Genomic DNA, 20,928 nt, shown 5'->3' with positions numbered 1-20,928 from the left:
CGCCATCGCCATCGCCATCGGCCGCAGTTTATGCGCATAAACGAGGTACCCAAGGGGGCGGGTTATGCCGACGCACTCGGGTTGAGTGACACGCCTCAACGCGGTGTTCCGGGCCAGGGCATACCGCTCACACTCCACTCTCAGAAGAGTCGCTCCCTCGGTCGCGATCGACAGCCACGGTTTCAGCGGAGTTTATGCGCACAAACTCTCCAGCTCTCGGCCCGAACTACCTCATCGAACGGAAAGGACAACGCGCCACGATCCCGCGGCAACTCGCTATTCACGCCGACGACGCCACACTCGATGACTCAAACCCCGCCCCGTTCATCGACGTTGCAGACACCCGCCACACCCTCCAATCGAGTCACTCGCCATCTCCGGTTCGTTTATGCGCATAAACCGATAGCCCGAATGGCCAATGCGTAGTTGTCGAACGACAATTTCATTGAAATTCAAATATCGTCCTGTAGAATTCCAACGACCAAAATAGGAGTGAAAATTGGCCGCGGAAATCATTGCAGTCACTCAACAAAAAGGTGGCGTCGGCAAAAGCACGATTGCCATGCACCTCGGTGCCGCGTTCCATGAAAAAGGGAAGCGCGTCCTCGTCATCGACGCAGACCGTCAAAACACGCTGGTTCACTGGTCGAGCGCATCCGGCGACAGCGAAAACGGCATCCCGTTTCCGGTCGTCAACCTTGCCGAAGCCGATGGCCAGATCCATCGCGAGATCAAGAAGTTCATCAACGACTACGACATCATCGTCGTGGACTGCCCGCCGTCGATCACCGAGAAGGTGTCGGGCGTCGTCCTGCTGGCCGCATCGATTGCCGTGATTCCGACGTCGTCGTCGCCGGCTGATTACTGGTCGAGCGTCGGGCTAGTCAAACTGATCCAGCAGGCGCAGGTCATGAACGAAGACCTCCGCGCAGTCTTCCTGCTGAACAAGACCGAAGAGAAGCGCATGCTGACCCGCGAGCTCAAGCGCGCGCTCGAGGAACTCGGCTTCCCGTTGCTGAAAACGCAGATCCCGACCCGGGAGGCGTACAAGCAGGCGATGGCGCTCGGTCAGACCGTGCTGCAGATGAACGATCGTGGCGGCAAGCTGGCCGCCATGGAAATTCGCGCATGCGCCGACGAAATCGTCGCGATGCTGCCCTGACTTTATGCGCACAAAGGAGTCACATGAAACCCTCCCAATTTGCCAAAGGATTCCAAGCGCGCCCGGATATCACGACGAGCGAGAAGCGCACGGCGCTCGATCGACTCAATGCGATCGACGGCATCGTCAAGTCCGAGACCCCCACCCCGGCGCCGACCAAATCCGCGAAGAAAGACACCGCGCCGCAGCCCGCTCCCGAACTCACGCTCGATCCGTCGATCGATGAATCGGCGCAATATCGTGCGTGGCGTCTCGAGAACCGCTATGCGCCCGGGCAGGTGATCGAGCTGTCGCTGAAGGCGATCAAGCATAGCCCGTTCAATCCGCGGCACTTCTATCTGAAATCGTCGATTGCCGAACTCGCGGTCAACCTCGCGAAGCAAGGGCAACAGCAGGCGATCCACGTGATTCCGGACTATGACAATCCGGGCACGTATTTCGTCAGCGATGGCGGCCGCCGCGTGCGGGCACTGAAGGAAGCCAACAAGGAGTCGGTCAAGGCGATCGTGATCGACGTGCCGATCGGCATCCAGAGCTACAAGCTCGGCTACGATCTCAACGTCCAGCGCGATTCGCAGACGGTGTTCGACAACGCCGTCGTGTGGCGCCGCTTCCTCGACGACAAGCATTTCCAGAGCCAGAAGGAACTCTCCGAGCACCTCGGCCTCGACGAATCGACGGTGGCCGTCGCCCTGTCGATCGGCAAACTGCCGGAAGCGATCATGCAGGAAATGGTCGCGCGCCCCGATCGCTTCGGTTCAAACATGGCGTATCAGGTCGGCCGCTATCACAACGCGCGCGGCACCGAGGCCACGCTGCGGTTGATCAACAAGATCGTGTCGGACGATCTCAGCACGCGCCAGGTGTCGGACATCGTCAAGGGCCGCGTCGCGGCGCAGGAAACGCCGAAGGCTGCCGGCCGTCAGCGCTACGCGCAGCGTCTCGAGATCAAGCTTGGCGGCAAGTCGGTCGGCGACCTGAAGTCGTATGGCGAAGATCGCATCGAACTGCGCCTGCGCGGCCTCCCGAAGGACAAGCGCGACGCGATCCTCGAGCAGCTCGAGCGGATGCTGTTGTCGGAGTGATGGAAACGGCCGGCTGGGCCTGGTGAAGATGCCGGGCCCGCCAACCGAGGGCGGGGCCGGCGGCGGCCCGTCAGCGGGCCTGAGCGGGCCTCAGGCGGCCCGCGACTGGTTCAGCGTGAACGACAGCAGGTCGCCGTCCGTCGGCTCGCCCCAGGTCTTCTGGGCCAGCCAGTCGAAAAAGGCCGTCTCGGCCAGCTTGGAATCGAGGCCGCGCTTGCGCCAGTCGTCGCGCAGATGGGTGCCCATCGTCGGCAGCGCCTCCGACTCGAACGACTCGCGCGCCACTTCGCGCTCGGCATCGCCCTGCTCTTCGTACAGCACCTTCGCTTCCTTGCGACGGAACGCAGCGAACTCGCTCAACAGGCGCGCCTTCAGATCGTCCGGCTGGGCCGCCGCAATCTTCGCAGGCGGCGTGCCGGCAGGCAGCGCGTCGACCGATTCGACCGGCGGCGCATAACCCTTCTTCAGCGCATCCTTGAACAACGCCGGCGCGCTGCGCACCGGCGGCAGCGTCGTGCTGCGCATCCGCTGCTCGGTCATCTGCAGCGCGGCACGAATGCGGTTTTCCTCGCTGTCCGCGTAGAGCGTCTGCGCTTCCTTCAGCGGGATCCCGATCTTCACCATCCGGTCGACCAGCGTGCTGTCGAACACGTTCGGATGTTCGTCGAGCGCGAGCATCGGCTGCTTGCGCTCGGTCACGCGGAACTGGATCTCCGCGACCCGACGCCCTTCACGGTGTTCGATCAGCTCGACGAAGATGTTGGTGACCGCGTTGACTTCCGCGATCGCGGGACGCAGATAGTCGCGCTTGAAGTACTTGTACTCGCGTTTCGCTTCGTCGCCGGCTTCCGTGTCGGGCGTGCCCGACAGGATCGGCCGCCACCATTCCCACGGCTCGCGCATCGTCAGGTGGCTCGGGTTCGTCAGGTAGCGCACGCAGATTTCGTACAGCGCGAGGCCGGCGCTGCTGCGCAGCTGGCTCTGGAACTGCAGGCTCAGGCGCGCGTACTGGACCGGGTCGAGCAGCTTTTTCTTGATCTTCGGCGCGAACGAGAATTCAACCCACACGCGGCGGGTCGCCGGATCCTCGAGAATTTCGGCGTCGGCGATCAGCGTCGAGATCCCCCACTTGCGTCCCGGCTTCTGGCTCGACGTCCCCGTGCTCCATTCGACCTGCACCGACACCATGCGGCGCAGGTGTTCCTTCACCAGCGCGGTGTCGTTCGAATCGAAGGCGGAGTTGGCGACGATGTCCGAGAGCAGCGCGCGATACGTATCGCCCGAGTCGTCGGCCTGCTGCGCCACGGCCAGCAGGACATTGAACAGCTTGCGAGTGAGGAGCGTGATCTTGCCGCTCTTCGGCTGAATTGCGATCGCCTCGACGGCCTTCCGCAATTCGGCTGAACTGGCACTCACCACATCCACATCGGTTTTCTTGGCGCGCTTCGTCGTGGCCATACGTCGGGTCGGAGGAGAAGTTTTCCGGAAGGATAGCGTCTGCGGTGAAGTGCGTCCAGAACGACATGCTCACCATAGCGGGTGAAGTGCGCGTGTAAAACGGCACTCACCCCAGGCGCTCCCGAAAACCCTCACCAGTCCGGATTTGCAGCGTTCCGGACTCGTCCAGACGTGCTGCGGGATGCGCCGATTCACAGAATTTCACCTGTGCACGGAACGTGCGAAATGTGCTCCCGTATCGGCTCACCTTTCGATTTGTCGTAATTTTACGACTGCGCTGCCGGAAGTTCGGCACAGGGTTGCGATCGCACCTGATCGCGCTTCCCGATCGACCCGCTTAGCCCTGTATGCATGTACAGGCGCGACCCACCGAGCGATCGTGATCGGGCCCCCCACCCCGGAAGACGCCCGCCAAACCGGCCCGCGCGACCCGAACGAGCCTGCTGTGCCGGCCCGGGCGCGCATTGTACAGTGCACAAACCGTATCGGGTCCCGAAAAAACTCACCTTGAGCACAGCATGTTCATTCGTCTGGATACCGACGAATGCCCGGCACGCGCGGGATTCGCCACCAGAGCCTCCCGAAAATGCTCACCTTACCGAAAAATCGCTGTGCCGCCTCTGGCACGGAAATGGCTCCCGAAAAATCTCACCGTAACTGACGCGGTATCAAAAACCTCAATGCCTTCCGATACTTATGCACAGAAGGCATTTGGCTGTGCGACGCCGACATCCCCCGAAAAGCCTCACCTTTCGATGGAAATCCGTCATACGACAACGGTGTGTGCCCCCCCCGAAAAATCTCACCTGTGCCAAAAAGAGGCACAGCAAAAACGAGATTTCTTCCAGTCCTGGCGGGCTTTTCGGCCAATTCGACCGTCCACGGATCCCGAAAAGCCTCACCTTTGACGATTTTTCGGGCAAATTCCATTCCCGAAAAGGCTCACCTGTGGCCCGAATCACAGCCTGTGATCCATGCCCCGAAAAAGCTCACCTCAGCGGGATCCGGGCAGGAAAACCCGGATTTCCCTCCCGAAAAACCTCACCTTTAGTGCATCACAGGCCCACGAGAGCACTTTTGCTGTGCAAAATGGCGTCCGTTTCCCGGAAATCCTCACATCAAACGCCCGCGGAGTCCCGTGAAACCTCACCTTTCACAGAAACTGCCTAAAAGATGGGCAGAATCGGGGCACAAAGAAGGTCCCGCAAATTCTCACCTATGTCTGCACAGGCAGAAAACTGTGCAGTCAGGCACAGCGCGGGTTCTGTGGCTGTGAGGCCCCGAAAAGCCTCACCTTTGGGAAATCTCGTGTTTCACTGTGATCCCGAATCCGCTCACGACCTTTCCCGCAACGGCTCACGCAGCTCCCTGAACCCCATCACTTCAGCTCCCGCAGAAGATCACCTTGGCTCCCGTAAAACTTCACCTTGTCGGCCGGAAAGCCTTGCAGCATAAGGCTGTGCCGTGGCGTTAACGTTTTTAACTAAGGGTTCAAGGGTGTTTACTTCTAATACTCTCAAGACATCGGCTGCAGAGTTTTCCACAGACACCTCAACCCCTGAACACCGACAGGCAACCAGATCCGCTGTCATGTGAAACAAATGCCAAAATTCGGGATCGACAGGAAAACGCTTGTACGACAAGGACTTGGCTAACTTTCTTCGCTTTGTTTCACGGAATCCTGGACCACAGTCACCCAGATCCGCTCACAGACCCGATTTCTGTGCGAAGCGACGTAAATTCACAACGCCGAGCCGAAACAAGTATCGATAAGTACGTATTTCGTTATGATTGCCACACTTCAATGTCTGTGAGCACAGCGATGACCCTGGACGAAATACGCCAAACCATTCGGGACGAACTGGAATCGCTGCGTGCAAAAGGTGCGCGACGACAGGAATTGTCGCTGCATGCATGCAAGCGGTTGTTCTTCGATCTTGGCATCCGGCCGTCGGCTGCCAACGTCCGCGATCTCACCCAGACCGGCAGCGCCAGCGATATCCCGAAAGACATCGACCATTTCTGGGAGCGTATCCGTTCCGCCTCCAAGGTCAGGCTCGACGGTGCCGCAATTCCGAAAGCCGTCGAGGAAAAAGCCGGCGCGTTGCTCGGGGCACTCTATGAAGAAGCGTTGAAAGCCGCGCGAGACAGCCTCGATGTCGATCGCGAACAGGTCCGCGCCGGCGTGGCCGACGCCGAACAGCGGTTGCGCGACGCAATCGTCCGTCAGGAGACGCTCGAAGGCGCGCTCGCACGTGGCGAAGCGAAAAACGAGCAATTGCAGGCGCGCGTGACCGAACTCGAAGTCCAGCTCGCATCGCAAACGACGCACGGTTCGGCAAGCGAAGCGACGTTACTCACCACAGTCGCTCGACTGGAGAAGGAACTGGCTGCGGCGGTCGGCCGTGTCGAAGCCGAGCAGGCGCAGAACGCCACGCTGCGCGACCGCATCGATGCGCTTCAAGCCGAACTGCAGCAGCGCACCGAGCACTACGCGCAGCAAATCAAGGACGCGGTGGCCGAAGCCGAACGCCGCGTGAAGCCAATGCTGGTCGAGCTGGATTCGTTGCGCAGCACGGCGTCGACCTACCAGAACGGCTTACGCGACGTTCAGCGCAAGGAATTCGATTTCCTGCAGCAATTGAGTGCCGCCAAGGCGCGTGCCGACCGGCTCGAAGAACAGTTGCGCAGCCAGGGAGACGAACTGGAACGTGCGACGCGCGATGTGAGTTTGCTGCGCGCGAGCCGCGGAATGAATCCGGAAATCGCCGCGCTGATCCGCCGCCTGGCTGACGCCGGGCAACTGGATGCGGAGGCGTTTGCCGCGATCGGTACCTCACTGGATCAAGAGACGCCGGTACCGGCCCATTGCCCGCATTGCGACGGCGAGCCCGAGCTGTCACACGGAAAAGAGGGTTTTGAAGTGGCCTGCCCAGAGTGCGAACACGCTTCTGGCGCATGGCCATCCCGATTGGAAGCCGTCGCCCGCTTTGTGCGCACGTGACGCAAGGGGCGGCTGCATCGCACAGGTGAGACGATCCGGGAAACCAGAGGTGAGGTTTTTCGGGAGCGATTGAACGGTGAGGCTGTGCCACACAAGGCTGCTCACGGATCGCTTGGCGTGAGCAGCCGTTTGGGGATCAGTGAGTTTCGTCGATGCCCGACGCGTCACCGTCGGCATTGTTGTCGGCCAGACCGTCGCGCCAGTTCTTCCATGCGCGATGCAGGCGGTTCGACGAGATCGGTCGCATGAAGCCCAGCCATTTGCCGACTCGTTCGGGCGGCACGTCGTGTTCGAACAGTTCGGCCGCGTAGGTATTACGCAGGGTTTGCGGGCTGGCGCGTGCGGTGCGTGACGACGTGAGCCCGGCGGATTCGACGATCGCGTCGATGGCGCGCAGCATCGTCGCCTTGTGCATCGGCCGCCCGGCATGGGATGCGGGGAACACGAGTTCGCCGGGAATCTCCTGGCGCTTGCGTTCGGTGAGCCACGCTTCGAGCAGGGCGATCGCGAACGACGCCAGATGGGTTTCGCGCGAGAAATCAGGGTGCGTCGACTCGATCTGAAGCGACGTTCCGGCCGTATTGATGCAACTAATCGTAAGTGCGCGAGCTTCACCGGTTTTAATGCCGGCGCCAAGGAACGCGGCAACGAGCGCGCGGTCGCGCCGCTCTTTCCAGTACGCGGAACCGGATACGCCGATCGGCGAAAACAGGTACGTGAGCAACGTCGCGCGCTCGGCCGGCGTGAGGAAACCGGTAGGTTCGTTGTCGCGAGCCTTGCGCCAGTTCGCTTCGCCATCCTGAGCAATGAACCGGGCCGGGTTGGTCGACGCGTATTCGGTGCGCCGGATATGGTCGAGCACGCGCTCGATCAGCCGAAGATAGCGCATTCGCTGGGTTTTCCGGATCGGGAGCTCGCCGACGAAATTCGCGATGGTTGCCGTATCGACCGTCGCCAGATTCTTCTGGTGCGTACGCAGCCATGTGAGAAACGCGCCCCATTGCGCGCGATAGACGTCGGCCGATGAGCGACGATAGTCCTGCATGGCGAGCCATGCATCGAATGCGGCTTCGGGAGAGGCGATCCAGTCGGACGCGCCGCGGTCGAACAGGTCCGTTTCTTCCGGGCGTGCCGGGGTGTCGGGAGAGGCGGGAAGGGACATGTGATTTATTCCGTTAGTTGCGTATATGGTAGCCCTTTCCGCAACGTCTCGGGCATCAAGAGGCAAGGGGCAGGACAAGGCCGCCACGCGTGACGGCCCGGGCGGGCGGTCAGTCGCCCCACGCCTTGGACGGGCGGTGAGCCCGCTCGCGAGGCGCGGTGTCGTTGGAGGTTGACGCGGCTTCGTACGCGAGCACCGCGAACGAAAATACGGCGGGTAGCGCGTTCGAGCGCCCGAAGTCGATCGGATCGTCCGTTTCGGGAAACGTCATGTCCGACGGCCGTTCGAACAATTGACGCATGCCGGCCTCGTGCCGGCTGGCAAAGCCGAGATCGGCAAGCGCCTCGGCTTCGATCGCGTGCAGCAGGCGCCACGTCAGCGGCACGCGCTGGCGGATATAACGCCCGGCGATATGGCGAACGATCAACTCGAGGTCGTGCGCGGCAGCCTTGAAGCTGAGCGCGGCCAAATCTTGTTCTTCTGTCATTGCAGGCTCCTGTCGACCGGGCAGGCGCCTCGGTGCGCCGGCTCCAGCCCATGCATGGCGGAATGTCCGTATACTGTACAAACATACAGTATTTTCCGCAACTGGCCTGCAATTGGCCTTTCGGCCGGCTATCCGCGCCGTCAGCGGTGTATCACGATCAGCAGTGCCCGCGCCTCGGCCTTGCCGGGATTGCGGATCGCGTGCGGCTCGTCGGCCGGGTAGCGCGCGGTGTCGCCTACCTTCAGGCGCCGGCTTGCCGCCGCGGCTTCGATTTCCATCGCGCCCTGCAGCACGGTCAGGTGCTCGCGCGTGCCGGGCTCGTGGGCGTTCGATATCAGTGCGCCGCCGCCCGGCAGCGTCAGCTCGTACCACTCGAACTTGCCGGCGAGGTCGATCGGGCCCCACACGCGCAACTGGTATCGGCCGTCATGGCCGGCGAGCGTCGGAATGTCGTGCGGGCCGTCGACGCGGATAGTCTCGGGCGCCTTCGGTTGCGAGAACAGCTCGTCGAGCGTGATGCCGAGTGCGTTCGTCAGCCGCCACGCCACGGCGATCGTCGGGTTGGCCTTGTCGCGTTCGATCTCGGAGAGCATCGATTTCGATACGCCGGCTGCGCGCGACAGGTCGTCGAGTGTCAGCTTGCGTTCGTTGCGCAGCCGCTGGATCTGCTCGCCGACACGCGGCGGCGTGGCGGCCGGCGGTTGCGGTGCGGCGCTGGCAGGCGTGCGCCGCGAACCGGAGGAACTTGCCATTTGGATTCCGTTCGCTTAGAGTTGTTCGGTATTTCGAATTCTAGTTCGGAATATCGGATAAATGCGGTCAACCGAACGACCGACTATAACAGTAGCAGGCCGTTGCGCCGCCGCCACGAGTGGCGCGTTGCGGAATGCGAAACCCTGTCAGGAGCTTTGCGATGCGTGATGCCTTTCTCGCCCAGGTGCGCGGGACGCTGGACCAGATCCGCGCGGACGGTTTTTACAAGACCGAGCGCGAGATCGCGAGTCCCCAGGCGGCAGCCGTGCGGCTCGCCGGCGGTGCCGGCGTGCTCAATTTCTGCGCGAACAACTACCTGGGCCTGGCGAACGATCCGCGCCTGATCGATGCGGCGAAGGCCGGCCTCGACCAGGACGGCTTCGGCATGGCATCGGTGCGCTTCATCTGCGGCACGCAAACCGTGCACAAGCAACTGGAAAGCGCGCTGGCCGCCTTTCTCGGCACCGAGGACAGCATCCTCTATTCGAGCTGCTTCGATGCGAACGGCGGGCTGTTCGAGACGCTGCTCGACGAGAACGACGCGGTGATCAGCGACGAGCTGAACCACGCGAGCATCATCGACGGCATCCGCCTCTGCAAGGCGAAGCGTTTCCGCTACAAGAACAACGACCTGTCCGACCTCGAGGCGAAGCTGAAGGAAGCCGATGCAGCGGGCGCACGCCACAAGCTGATCGCGACCGACGGCGTGTTCTCGATGGACGGCATCATCGCCGACCTGAAAGGCATCTGCGATCTCGCCGATCGCTACGGCGCGCTCGTGATGGTCGACGATTCGCATGCGGTCGGCTTCATCGGCACGCACGGCCGCGGCACGCCCGAGCACTGCGGCGTCGAAGGCCGCGTCGACATCATCACGGGCACGCTCGGCAAGGCGCTCGGCGGCGCATCGGGCGGCTATGTCGCCGCGCGTCGCGAAGTCGTCGAGCTGCTGCGCCAGCGCTCGCGCCCGTATCTGTTCTCGAACACGCTGACGCCGAGCATCGCCGCGGCATCGCTGAAGGTGCTGGAACTGCTCGGCAGCGACGAAGGCGCGAAGCTGCGCGAGCGCGTGCGCGAGAACGGCGCGCGGTTTCGCAAGCAGATGACCGAAGCCGGCTTCACGCTCGTGCCGGGCGCGCATCCGATCATCCCGGTGATGCTCGGCGATGCGCAGCTCGCGACGAACATGGCCGACAAGCTGCTCGGCGAAGGCGTCTACGTGATCGGCTTCTCGTTCCCCGTCGTGCCGCGCGGCCGCGCCCGCATCCGCACGCAGATGAGCGCCGCGCATACGCCCGAACAGATCGACCAGACGGTCGCCGCGTTCGTGCGCGTCGGCAAGTCGCTCGGCGTGATCTGACGGAGGCGCGACCATGAAAGCACTGGCAAAGCTCGAACGCGGCCCCGGCCTCACGCTCACGCGCGTGAAGCGTCCCGAAGTCGGCCACAACGACGTGCTGATCAAGATCCGCCGCACGGCGATCTGCGGCACCGACATCCATATCTGGAAGTGGGACGACTGGGCGCAGAAGACGATTCCCGTGCCGATGCACGTCGGTCACGAATATGTCGGCGAGATCGTCGAGATGGGGCAGGAAGTGCGCGGCTTCGCGATTGGCGATCGCGTGTCCGGCGAAGGCCACATCACGTGCGGCTTCTGCCGCAACTGTCGCGCGGGGCGCCGGCATCTGTGCCGCAACACGGTCGGCGTCGGCGTGAACCGCGAAGGCGCGTTCGCCGAGTATCTGGCGATTCCGGCATTCAACGCGTTCAAGATCCCGCCCGAGATCTCCGACGATCTCGCGTCGATCTTCGATCCGTTCGGCAACGCGACGCATACGGCGCTGTCGTTCAACCTCGTCGGCGAAGACGTGCTGATCACCGGCGCGGGCCCGATCGGCATCATGGCTGTTGCGATCGCGAAGCACGTCGGCGCGCGCAACGTCGTCATCACCGACATCAACGACTACCGGCTGGAACTCGCGCGCAAGATGGGCGCGACGCGCGCGGTCAACGTCGCGCGCGAGTCGTTGCGCGACGTGATGACCGACCTGCACATGACCGAAGGCTTCGACGTCGGCCTCGAAATGTCGGGTGTGCCGAGCGCGTTCACGAGCATGCTCGAGGCGATGAACCACGGCGGCAAGGTCGCGCTGCTCGGCATTCCGCCCGCGCAGACGGCGATCGACTGGAACCAGGTGATCTTCAAGGGGCTCGAGATCAAGGGCATCTACGGCCGCGAGATGTTCGAGACCTGGTACAAGATGGTCGCGATGCTGCAGAGCGGCCTCGACCTGTCGCCGATCATCACGCATCGCTTCGCGGCCGACGATTACGAGAAAGGCTTTGCCGCGATGCTGTCCGGCGAGAGCGGCAAGGTGATTCTCGACTGGACGGCCTGAGTGCCGCGGGGCAGTGCTGCGTGTTCGCCGCCTGCCCCGCTTTCGTTTACGTCTGCGTTTCCGAGGCCGAAACGCACGAATCCGGGCTCAAGGTGAGATTATTCGGGAGCTGTGATGGCGCGCCGAATCGCGACACGATCGCGCATCGGTGAACTGCAATCGCACGTTCACTTCACCTGACGGAAGCTGCCTCGCTTTCCGCCCTCGTGCCTTCCGGCACCTGCTCTCCCCTTCCAGACACTTCCCCGCTTGCGTTGCCGCGCGACCGCTCGTCATGAGCCGCACGCGATGTCGTGCCGAACCGTGGCGTCAACCGTGAGCCTGCGCGCATCGTCGCGACTCACTCAGGCGTGAAACCCTTCGATATCGATCGACGTCGATCGGTGCGCCGACGGCTACTTGATCCGTTCACCGTTCAACCCGCGTGGGTCGAGCTGAAGACTCAACACGACGAGCCAGCGTCTCGGACACTGCGGCGCAACGTCGACCGGGCCGCCGTGCATTCCGGGCGCGGTGACGAACCCGTGTTGCGCCGCGTATTGATACGCGCGCAACGCATCCGCTTGCAGCCAGAAGCTGACCAGCGCGCACGTCACGAAACGGAACAGCAGCACCGCTGCGGCATCCGGCGCGAAACCGGCCACGACCAGCAGGTTGTCGAACACGAATGTCAGCACGTGCGCGACCGCGATCGTGACGATCGTCAGCTTCAACACGCCACGCAGCCGCAGTGCAGCGCGCACGCGTGCCTGCCGGACGGCGAGCCGGGTGCGATCGTCGCCGCCTTCGCGCTTCGGCATGTCGTGTTTCACGACGCGGCACCGACCGGTCGTGCAATGTCGATCCGCGTCGTATCACCGGCACCGATGCGACCGTTCGTGACGCAGACCGATTTGCACAGGATCGCGCTGTCGTAGTTGTGCCCCGGAAAGCGCATCACGTCGACCGCTTGAAATCCTTCGCGACGATAGAAATCGATGAGCCGGACCGCCGCGTACGGTGCGTCGAGCGCCAGGTGCGTCGCGCCGCGCGCGGCGGCCCGCCGTTGCGCGAATGCGAGCAGCGATCGGCCGATGCCGCGGTCCTGCCAGACGGGATCGACAGCCAGCTGGCCGAGCGTCGCGACGTGCCGGCTGCGGTACGGATCGCAGCGGGAATCGGGATCGTGCGAACGCATCGTCATCGTCGCGATCAGATGCGCGTTGCCGAGCGCAACGAAGCACTCGCCGGTGAGCACGCGTTCGCGTGTCGCCGAGGCCGGCTGATCGACGCACGGGCAGTTGAAGCCCAGTGCGCCGAGCGGTGCGAAGGCGCGATGCAGCAGCGCGGTCAACGTGTCGTACGAATCGTTGCGCGGGTCGAAGCGCCGCACGACGATGCGGCCGTCGAGCCGCTTGGCATAAGCCGCATAGGCGCGCGCGGGGCGCGCGGATTCCGGTCGCTGCATGATGTCCTTTCGCCCAGACGGGGTGACCGAAGTGTAGTGAGCGTCGCGCGTCCGCTTCAAGAAAAAATGTCGTAAACGCGGCGGGCGCGCATCGCGCGCCAGGTTGCGCTTCAGCCCTCCCGTCAGCAGGGCTTTTTCATCCGGGTGTTGACGATGGAGAACGATCGTTCTACCGTAAACCCATGAACACACATCACGACCTTTCCGGCGAACCGGGCGTTCGCGACCGGCTGCTCGATGCAGCCGAAGCGCTGATCTACTCGGGCGGCATCCATGCAACCGGTGTCGACGCGATCGTCAAGCGATCCGGCGCGGCGCGAAAGAGCTTTTATTCGCATTTCGAATCGAAAGAGGCACTGGTGCTGGCCGCACTCGAACGTCGCGACGAGCGCTGGATGCGCTGGTTCGTCGACGCGACGCTCGCGCGCGGCAAGGCACCGCGCGTGCAGCTGCTCGGCATGTTCGACGTGCTGCGCGACTGGTTCGGGCAACCCGACTTTCACGGCTGCGCGTTCCTCAACGCATCGGGCGAGATTCCCGATGCCGACGATCCGGTGCGCGTCGTCGCACGCGCGCACAAGGCACGCTTGCTGGCGTTCGTGCGCGAGCGGTTCGATGCGTATGCCGATGAAACCGGCATCGAGCGTCGTGGGCTCGCGCGCATCGCGCGTCAGTGGCTCGTGCTGATCGACGGCGCAATCGGCGTGGCGCTCGTCAGTGGTGATGCAAACGCCGCGCGCGATGCGCGCGCGACGGCCGAACTGCTGCTCGACGCGGTGTCACGGTAGTCGAAGCAGCGAATCCGAACCGGCCGCGGTCGTCCGTGGCCAGAACCTGAACAGGAGCAACCCATGTCCGCTTCCCTCGAAGTCCGTCCGCCCGTTCCGCCCTTCACGCTCGAAACGGCGCGCCAGAAAGTGCGCGCCGCCGAGGATGCGTGGAACACGCGCGACCCGCAGCGCGTGTCGCTCGCCTATACGCCGCAAAGCCGATGGCGCAATCGCGCGGAATTCGTGACCGGCCGCGACGAGATCGTCGGGCTGCTGCAGCGCAAGTGGGCGCGCGAGCTCGACTACCGGCTGATCAAGGAGCTGTGGGCATTCGACGGCAATCGCATCGCGGTGCGCTTTGCGTACGAATGGCATGACGATGCCGGCAACTGGTTCCGTTCGTACGGCAACGAAAACTGGGAGTTCGACAAAAACGGGCTGATGGCGCATCGTCACGCGAGTATCAACGACCTGCCGATTCGCGAGCAGGATCGTCTCTATCACTGGCCGCTCGGCCGTCGTCCGGACGATCATCCCGGGCTGTCCGATCTCGGCCTGTGACGCGCGTGCCGACTCGACGGACCGGCGAACGCATCACCGGGCTTCAACGGTGAGGAAATTCGGGAGTCGATGCGCTGAAGGTGAGGTTTTTCGGGACGAAGGGAAATGTCGCGTCGGACTGTGTGCTTCGAGCCGTTCGACGCGGCATCGTCCCGGGCAACGCGGACGTGCCATGCACGTCGGGATTTCGTGATGCGCGTATCGGTATGCAACGGTGTGCTTCACCACATGATGCATCTCACCGATCGATCGGGGCCGGTAGCGGTTTGACGATCGGTGTGCACGCGTGTGGCGTGCAACTCACCGATCGTATCGACGTCTGATGGCGCGTGCCGTGCGCGTTGCGGTGCGACGTTGCTCACCGCTCGACTTCACCAGGCAGGCTCGGGAATTCGCATGCGTGCGCAAACGCATGGCGTGCAACTCACCGCACACCGATTCGTGCAGCCTCTGCCCGGCGCGTGCGATTGCGCCGGGCCTGATCGTCAGCCCGCGATGCGCGCGGCGATCGCCTCGCCCACTTCCTGTGTCCCCGCGTTGCCGCCGAGATCGCGCGTATGCGGCCCCGTGCGCAGCACGTCCTCGATCGCGGCGACGATCGCATCGTGCGCTTCGCGTTCGCGGCCTGCGCCGTTGCCGAGGAAATCGAGCATCAGGGCGGCCGACCAGATCATCGCGACCGGGTTCGCGATGTATTGCCCCGTGATGTCGGGCGCGGAACCGTGCACGGGTTCGAACAGCGACGGAAACGTGCGGTCGGGGTTCAGGTTCGCCGACGGCGCGATGCCGATCGTGCCCGTACACGCGGGCCCGAGATCCGACAGGATGTCGCCGAACAGGTTCGACGCGACGACGACGTCGAAGCGATCCGGCTGCAGCACGAAACGCGCGCACAGGATGTCGATGTGCTGCTTGTCGACGGCGATGTCGGGATAACGTTCGGCCATCTCGGCCGTGCGCGCGTCCCACCACGGCATGCTGATCGCGATGCCGTTGCTCTTCGTCGCGACGGTGAGACGCTTCGCGCGCCGCTGCGCGAGTTCGAACGCGAATTTCAGCACGCGCTCGGTGCCGTGACGCGTGAAGATCGCCTGCTGCATCACGATCTCGCGATCGGTGCCTTCGAACATCGTGCCGCCGACCGACGAATACTCGCCCTCGGTGTTCTCGCGCACGATCATGAAGTCGATGTCGCCCGCGCGGCGGCCGGCGAGCGGCGACGGCACGCCGTCGAACAGGCGCGCGGGCCGCAGGTTGATGTACTGGTCGAATTCGCGGCGGAATTTCAGCAGCGAGCCCCACAGCGAAACGTGATCGGGCACTGTCGCGGGCCAGCCGACCGCGCCGAACAGGATCGCGTCCATGCCCGACAGTTGCGCCTTCCAGTCGTCCGGCATCATCTTGCCGTGCTGTGCGTAGTAGTCGCAGCTCGCCCAGTCGATCTGGACGAAGTCGAAGCGGATGCCGAAGCGCGCGGTCACGGCCTCGAGCGCGCGCAGGCCCTCGGGCATCACTTCACGGCCGATGCCGTCGCCGGGGATCACGGCAATTCTGTAGGTCCTGTCGGTCATGCAAAGCTCCTTGGCTGGTGGGCTGGCCGCGGGGAAAGGCAGCGGCGCGTCACGTCATTCTATTTATTTCCATCTGGATTAAAATCCCGCGAAAGGTTAATCGACTTTCCACGAATCGTGAATAAATCGCCGAATCTCGACGACCTGCGCGTGTTCAGCCTGGTCGTCCGCCTGACCAGCTTCAGCGCGGCCGCCGAGCAACTCGCGGTGTCGCCTGCCTATGTCAGCAAGCGCATCGCGTTGCTCGAGGCGCAGCTCGGCACGCGCCTGCTGCATCGCTCGACGCGCCGCGTGACGGTCACGGAAGCAGGCGAGCGCGTGTTCGCGCGCGCCGAAAAGATTCTCGACGACGTCGATCATCTCGTCGAGGACGTGTCGACCACGCGCACGGTGCCGCGCGGCACGCTGCGCATTTCGAGCAGCTTCGGCTTCGGCCGGCACGTCATCGCGCCGGCGCTGCTCGACTTCTCGGCACGCTATCCGCAACTGAACGTGCGGCTCGATCTGTTCGACCGGCTCGTCGACGTCGCGGGCGAAGGCTACGACCTCGACGTGCGCATCGGCGACGAGATCGCCGATCACCTGATCGCGCGCCGCCTCGCCGCGAACTACCGCGTGCTGTGTGCGTCGCCCGACTATCTCGCCCGGCGCGGTACACCGCGCTCGCTCGCGGATCTCGCATCGCACGACTGTCTTGCCATCAAGGAGCGCGATCACCCGTTCGGCGTGTGGCGGCTGAACGTGCGCGGTGAAACGGCCACGGTGAAGGTTGGCGGCGCGCTGTCGACGAACCATGGCGAGGTCGCCGTGCAATGGGCGCTGGCCGGGCGCGGCATCGTGCTGCGTTCGATCTGGGAAGCCGCGCCGCTGATCGAACGCGGTGCACTGTGTCGCGTGCTGCCGGACGCAATCCAACCCGCGAACATCTGGGCCGTGTATCCGGAGCGCGTGGCTGCGTCGGCGAAAGTGCGCGTGTGCGTGGATTTTCTGGTGGAGACGCTGGCTGGCTTGAATGCCGCGGCGGGTGACGATACGGCCTGAAACCGGCTAAAGGTGAGCTTTTACGGGGGCATGCGCACAACATCGGCAGGCCCCGTTTCCGGCTCGCAATCGCGTCGCGAGCCGGTCGCGTCGAACGGGTACCCACACGTCGCGGTCGCGAGGTGCCTGGCCTGCCGACGCCGGTGCCTGCGCACGGCTTACGCCGCTTGTGCCCCGCCTGCCGCGCCTGCCGCCCCGAGCATCAGGTCGAGATTCTGCACGGCTGCGCCGGATGCGCCTTTGCCGAGATTGTCGAACACGGCGGACAGCAGCACCTGGCCGTGCTCGGCATTGACGAACACGCCGAGCCGCATGTCGTTGGTGCCGTTCAGCGCTTGCGGATCGAGATGCGTGATCGCATGCGTGTCCGCGAGCGGCGTGACGTCGACGTGGCGCGACTCGGCGTAATGGTGCGCGAGACACGCATGCAGTTGCTCACCGGTCACACCGGCAGGGAGCAGGCGCAACTCGATCGGCACGGTGAGCACGATGCCTTGCCGATAGGCACCGTAAGCCGGCACGAACAACGGACGGTTCGCCAGACCGGCATGCAACCGGATCTCGGGCACATGCTTGTGCGCGAGTGCGAGGCCGTAGACCTGGAGCGGATTCGCGCGCGAAGCGTCGTTCGCTTCGAACGCGTCGACGGCGGTCCGGCCGCCGCCCGAGTATCCGGACACGGCATGGATGCTCACCGGGTAGTCGCGCGGCAGCAGCCCGGCCTGTAGCAGCGGCCGCAGCAGCCCGATCGCGCCGGTCGGGTAGCAGCCCGGATTGGTGACACGCCGCGCGTGTGCAATTGCCCGTGCCTGCCCGTCGGCCATCTCGGGAAAGCCGTAGACCCATTCCGGCTGCGTGCGATGAGCCGAACTCGCGTCGATCACGCGTACCGCCGGATTCCGGATGAAGCCGACCGCTTCGCGTGCGGCCGCGTCGGGCAGGCACAGAATGGCGATGTCGGCCGCGTTGATCGCTTCGGCGCGCCGCACGGGATCCTTGCGCTCGGCCTCCGGCAGCGCGACGAGCCGCAAGTCGGTGCGCCCGCGCAGGCGCTCGTGGATCTGCAATCCGGTCGTCCCTTGATCGCCGTCGATGTAGACAGTGGGCTGGCTCATGGTGGTCGCGTTCCTTGGGTTCGTGGTCGGGAAAGCCGTATCGTCCACCGAGCGCCTAGAATAGAAAAAGTTGAATTTACTGACCATCAGATTCAGTTTTCTTGAATGAGGGGTGGAGAATGCGGGAGATCAGCCTGGACCGCCTGCGCACGCTGGTCGCCATCGCGGACCAAGGGTCCTTTGTCGCCGCGGCGCAACTGCTTCACCTCGCGCCGCCGACCGTCAGCCTTCACGTTGCCGAACTGGAGAGTCGCATCGGCGCGCCGTTGCTGTCCCGCACGCGCGGAAACGTGCGGCCGTCGCCCATCGGTGAAGTGCTGGTCGAGCGCGCGCGCCGCCTGCTGGCCGAGGTCGAATCCACGCTGGACGACGTGCAGCGACAGGTGCAGGGGTTGACCGGGCGCGTGCGCCTCGGCGCATCGACCGGGGCGATCGCGCACCTGCTGCCGCAGGCGGTGGCCCGCTTGCGCGAGCAGCATCCGGACATCGATGTCCAGATCGCGGTGCTCACGTCGCACGACACGCTGGCGCGCATCGCGCAGGGCACGCTCGATGTCGGGCTGGTGGCGCTGCCGCAGACGGCCGTCGCGGGGCTGTCGATCCGCGCGTGGCGGCGCGATCCGGTGATGGCGTTTCTGCCGGCGGACTGGCCGCTTCCGGCGCGCGTGACGCCCGGCTATCTGGCCGCCCGCCCGCTGATTCTCAACGATGCGACCACCCGCCTGTCACGGCTGACGACGGAATGGTTCGCGCTCGGCGGCCACCGGCCGGAGCCGCGGATCGAACTCAACTACAACGATGCGATCAAGAGCCTGGTCGCCGCGGGGTACGGCGCGACGCTGCTGCCGCACGAGGCGGGCGCCCCGCTCCCCGATGCGCGCATCGTCATGCGGGCGTTGCGCCCGGCGTTGTGGCGTGAACTGGGGATCGCCCATCGGGCGGGGCCGGTCGAGCGGGCGACCCAGCATGTACTCGATGCGTTGTGGGCGCTCGGCGCGCGATAGCGCACCGGCATGCAGGCTGGGCGGCGCGGCTGTTCATGCGTGCATGCCGTGCCCGTGCATCCACGGCATGCCGTCTCAAAGCCGGTTGTCCTTCGCGAGCGTCAGCACGCGCGCCCAGCGTTGCGCGTCGCGCTTGTCCATCATCGGCAGCTTCCATTCGCTGCGCACGCCATCGCGCACGTGCACGACGAGATGCCAGCGGCCGCCGATCGGCGCGGCCTGGCAGCCGTCGAGCTGCGACAGCGTATAGCGGCCGTCCGCGCCGTCGTGCGACAGCCACAGCAGCCCCTGCGTCGCGGACACGCGCAGCTCGCCCCACGCGCGATGCACGACGTGGGTCCAGCCTTCTTCCTTCGTATTCGGTGCGATATCGCGGCGGCGCTTGATCCACCAGGCGACCAGCGCGATCAGGATCGCGGCGGCGAGCACGGCGGCCGCGATCGCGACCGGCTGGCCGAACTGCGCGGCGATGACGTGAAACAGGTGAACCGCGCCCCATCCGGCAGCGATGAGCACGAACAGTGCAATGAAAATCGGCATGTCTGATCGGGGAAGAGGACGGACCGGCGCATGCATCGCGCCGATCCGTCGTGCACGGCATTACCGTTTGCGGTGAATGTCGTGCGTCACGAAGCCCGCGTCGTTGTTGGGCAGCGCGAGGCCGTCCTTGACTGCGAGCGTCTTGCGGATGTCGTCGAGACCCGCGGACCAGTGGTCACGCATCGTCGACAGACCGAACTGATAGTCCTTGTAGTGATGCTCGTACGCCTTCTGCTGGTAGATCAGGTGCTGGATGTTGTACTTCTTGCTGGACGACATCGCATCGGCCTCGACGCACCAGGGATCCGCCTTGCGCTGCTCTTCCGGCACCTGCTCGAGCACGTGGCGCAGCACGTTGCGGTAGCGCTGTTCGCGCTGCAGCGTGTCGGTGACGAAACGCGTGCGGCTCGAATACTGCACGTCCTTCGTGCGCTCGGCGACGTCGGCCATCGTGCGCGGCAGCGGCCCGCGCGCGCTCCACAGGTCGACCTGGAACGCGAGCGTGTCGCGGCGCGGCCGTGCGCGGAGCACTTCCATCAGCGGCGTGTTCGACACGACACCGCCGTCCCAGTAGTACTCGCCGTCGATCTCGACCGGCGGGAACGCGGGCGGCAGCGCGCCGGACGCCATGAAATGCTCGGGTGCCAGGCGGATGCGCGAGTTGTCGAAGTACACGAAGTTGCCGGTGCCGACGTTGACCGCGCCCACCGACACGCGCGTTTCGCCCGAATTGATCCGGTCGAAATCGCACAGCTTCAGCAGTGTCGCGCGCAATTGCGACGTGTCGTACCAGCTGATCTTCTCCGGATGATCCGACACGCCCGGCAGCGGCGGCGGGAAGCGCGGCACGAAGAAGCCCTGCTGGCCCTGCATCATCGCGCTTGCGGCCTGCGACGCGGTGAAGAACGTACGAACCTGGTCGATGCTGTTGAACAGCGCGAACTCGAATGCGGCCGGAACCGTCGGGAAGAACGCCGGCTTGCAGATCGTTTCCCAGAACTCGCGCAGCCGCTCGACGCGATGCTCGGGCGCATTGCCCGCGATCAGCGCGGTGTTGAGCGCGCCGATCGAGATGCCCGCGATCCAGTCGAGCGGAATGCCCGCCTCGTGCAGCCCTTCGAACACGCCGGCCTGGTACGCGCCGAGCGCGCCGCCGCCTTGCAGCACGAGTGCAATCGTTTCGTACGGCAGCGACCGTGCGGGGACCGGTGCGCCGGCTTCGTGATGCAGGTCCGCCGCATCGACGGCCTGCTTTTCCGTGGGGGCGCGCGGCTTCACTGCATGAACCAGCCGTGGCTGACGATGAACGACTGGCCCGTGAGCAGATCGGAAGAGCACACGTCTGAACTCCAGTCACGTGAAACGA

The 20,928-nt window shown here is 64.4% G+C and carries 19 protein-coding genes; 9 read left to right on the top strand and 10 right to left on the bottom strand.

The annotated features are described in order from the left end of the window. Positions 1-499: 499 nt before the first annotated feature. Together parA and L810_RS39385 are read left to right on the top strand one after the other, a co-directional pair. Positions 500-1,162 carry a ParA family partition ATPase gene (gene parA / locus L810_RS39390; RefSeq protein ID WP_021163725.1) on the top strand — a complete coding sequence of 221 codons (663 nt, stop codon included), beginning with the start codon at positions 500-502 and terminating at the stop codon, positions 1,160-1,162. 23 nt (positions 1,163-1,185) lie between these two features. Then, the gene (locus L810_RS39385; protein WP_021163724.1) at positions 1,186-2,247 is read left to right on the top strand and encodes a ParB/RepB/Spo0J family partition protein; all 1,062 of its coding nucleotides are present in this window, start codon (positions 1,186-1,188) and stop codon (positions 2,245-2,247) included. 90 nt (positions 2,248-2,337) lie between these two features. Here the strand turns inward: L810_RS39385 and L810_RS39380 are convergent, their stop codons facing one another. Next, complete coding sequence (locus L810_RS39380; protein WP_021163723.1) at positions 2,338-3,705, bottom strand: replication initiation protein; 1,368 nt, start codon at positions 3,703-3,705, stop codon at positions 2,338-2,340. A gap of 1,822 nt (positions 3,706-5,527) precedes the next feature. Between L810_RS39380 and L810_RS39375 the strand changes: the two genes are divergently transcribed. Further along, positions 5,528-6,709: a DNA-binding protein gene (locus L810_RS39375; protein WP_021163722.1), complete on the top strand. Its 1,182-nt coding sequence runs from the start codon at positions 5,528-5,530 to the stop codon at positions 6,707-6,709. A gap of 136 nt (positions 6,710-6,845) precedes the next feature. Here the strand turns inward: L810_RS39375 and L810_RS39370 are convergent, their stop codons facing one another. From L810_RS39370 to L810_RS39360, 3 genes are all read right to left on the bottom strand, one after another. After that, the gene (locus L810_RS39370) at positions 6,846-7,871 is read right to left on the bottom strand and encodes a tyrosine-type recombinase/integrase (protein WP_021163721.1); all 1,026 of its coding nucleotides are present in this window, start codon (positions 7,869-7,871) and stop codon (positions 6,846-6,848) included. Positions 7,872-7,980: 109 nt separating this feature from the next. Further along, entirely contained in the window at positions 7,981-8,358 is a 378-nt protein-coding gene (locus L810_RS39365) for a DUF2471 family protein (RefSeq protein WP_021163720.1), read from the bottom strand. Between the two features lie 140 nt (positions 8,359-8,498). Continuing rightward, positions 8,499-9,110 (bottom strand): helix-turn-helix domain-containing protein, encoded by a 612-nt coding sequence (locus L810_RS39360; protein ID WP_021163719.1) that lies wholly within the window; start codon positions 9,108-9,110, stop codon positions 8,499-8,501. Positions 9,111-9,271: 161 nt separating this feature from the next. Here L810_RS39360 and L810_RS39355 point away from each other — a divergent pair, with 161 nt between their 5' ends. Together L810_RS39355 and tdh are read left to right on the top strand one after the other, a co-directional pair. Further along, positions 9,272-10,471 carry a glycine C-acetyltransferase gene (locus L810_RS39355; RefSeq protein WP_021163718.1) on the top strand — a complete coding sequence of 400 codons (1,200 nt, stop codon included), beginning with the start codon at positions 9,272-9,274 and terminating at the stop codon, positions 10,469-10,471. Positions 10,472-10,484: 13 nt separating this feature from the next. Next, positions 10,485-11,513, top strand: a complete 1,029-nt coding sequence (tdh, locus tag L810_RS39350) for an L-threonine 3-dehydrogenase (RefSeq protein WP_021163717.1) — start codon at positions 10,485-10,487, stop codon at positions 11,511-11,513. Between the two features lie 395 nt (positions 11,514-11,908). Here tdh and L810_RS39345 read toward each other — a convergent pair whose 3' ends face one another. Further along, positions 11,909-12,325 carry a hypothetical protein gene (locus tag L810_RS39345; protein WP_021163716.1) on the bottom strand — a complete coding sequence of 139 codons (417 nt, stop codon included), beginning with the start codon at positions 12,323-12,325 and terminating at the stop codon, positions 11,909-11,911. Then, positions 12,322-12,960, bottom strand: a complete 639-nt coding sequence (locus tag L810_RS39340; protein WP_021163715.1) for a GNAT family N-acetyltransferase — start codon at positions 12,958-12,960, stop codon at positions 12,322-12,324. The genes L810_RS39345 and L810_RS39340 overlap by 4 nt, the downstream gene beginning before the upstream one ends. A gap of 182 nt (positions 12,961-13,142) precedes the next feature. Here L810_RS39340 and L810_RS39335 point away from each other — a divergent pair, with 182 nt between their 5' ends. Together L810_RS39335 and L810_RS39330 are read left to right on the top strand one after the other, a co-directional pair. Further along, on the top strand, positions 13,143-13,748 hold the full coding sequence (locus tag L810_RS39335) for a TetR/AcrR family transcriptional regulator (protein WP_021163714.1): 606 nt from the start codon (positions 13,143-13,145) through the stop codon (positions 13,746-13,748). A 63-nt stretch (positions 13,749-13,811) separates the two neighbouring features. Further along, positions 13,812-14,291: a nuclear transport factor 2 family protein gene (locus L810_RS39330; RefSeq protein ID WP_021163713.1), complete on the top strand. Its 480-nt coding sequence runs from the start codon at positions 13,812-13,814 to the stop codon at positions 14,289-14,291. A 485-nt stretch (positions 14,292-14,776) separates the two neighbouring features. Here the strand turns inward: L810_RS39330 and L810_RS39325 are convergent, their stop codons facing one another. Continuing rightward, complete coding sequence (locus L810_RS39325) at positions 14,777-15,862, bottom strand: tartrate dehydrogenase (protein WP_021163712.1); 1,086 nt, start codon at positions 15,860-15,862, stop codon at positions 14,777-14,779. Between the two features lie 117 nt (positions 15,863-15,979). Here L810_RS39325 and L810_RS39320 point away from each other — a divergent pair, with 117 nt between their 5' ends. Continuing rightward, positions 15,980-16,903, top strand: a complete 924-nt coding sequence (locus L810_RS39320; protein WP_021163711.1) for a LysR substrate-binding domain-containing protein — start codon at positions 15,980-15,982, stop codon at positions 16,901-16,903. 158 nt (positions 16,904-17,061) lie between these two features. Here the strand turns inward: L810_RS39320 and argC are convergent, their stop codons facing one another. Further along, positions 17,062-18,018: an N-acetyl-gamma-glutamyl-phosphate reductase gene (gene argC, locus L810_RS39315; RefSeq protein WP_021163710.1), complete on the bottom strand. Its 957-nt coding sequence runs from the start codon at positions 18,016-18,018 to the stop codon at positions 17,062-17,064. A gap of 119 nt (positions 18,019-18,137) precedes the next feature. On the opposite strand from argC, the gene L810_RS39310 reads away from it, so the two are divergent. Then, positions 18,138-19,022 carry a LysR family transcriptional regulator gene (locus L810_RS39310; protein WP_021163709.1) on the top strand — a complete coding sequence of 295 codons (885 nt, stop codon included), beginning with the start codon at positions 18,138-18,140 and terminating at the stop codon, positions 19,020-19,022. Between the two features lie 75 nt (positions 19,023-19,097). Here L810_RS39310 and L810_RS39305 read toward each other — a convergent pair whose 3' ends face one another. After that, positions 19,098-19,562, bottom strand: coding sequence for a hypothetical protein (locus L810_RS39305; RefSeq protein ID WP_021163708.1), 465 nt, complete (start codon positions 19,560-19,562; stop codon positions 19,098-19,100). Between the two features lie 60 nt (positions 19,563-19,622). Then, the gene (locus tag L810_RS39300) at positions 19,623-20,840 is read right to left on the bottom strand and encodes a patatin-like phospholipase family protein (RefSeq protein WP_021163707.1); all 1,218 of its coding nucleotides are present in this window, start codon (positions 20,838-20,840) and stop codon (positions 19,623-19,625) included. Positions 20,841-20,928: the final 88 nt, after the last annotated feature.

The organism is Burkholderia sp. AU4i, from assembly GCF_000466765.1.
Classification (GTDB): Bacteria; Pseudomonadota; Gammaproteobacteria; order Burkholderiales; family Burkholderiaceae; genus Burkholderia; species Burkholderia cepacia.
The sequence above is the reverse complement of the archived record's forward strand: the minus strand, read 5'-3'. Positions and strand labels throughout refer to the sequence as shown.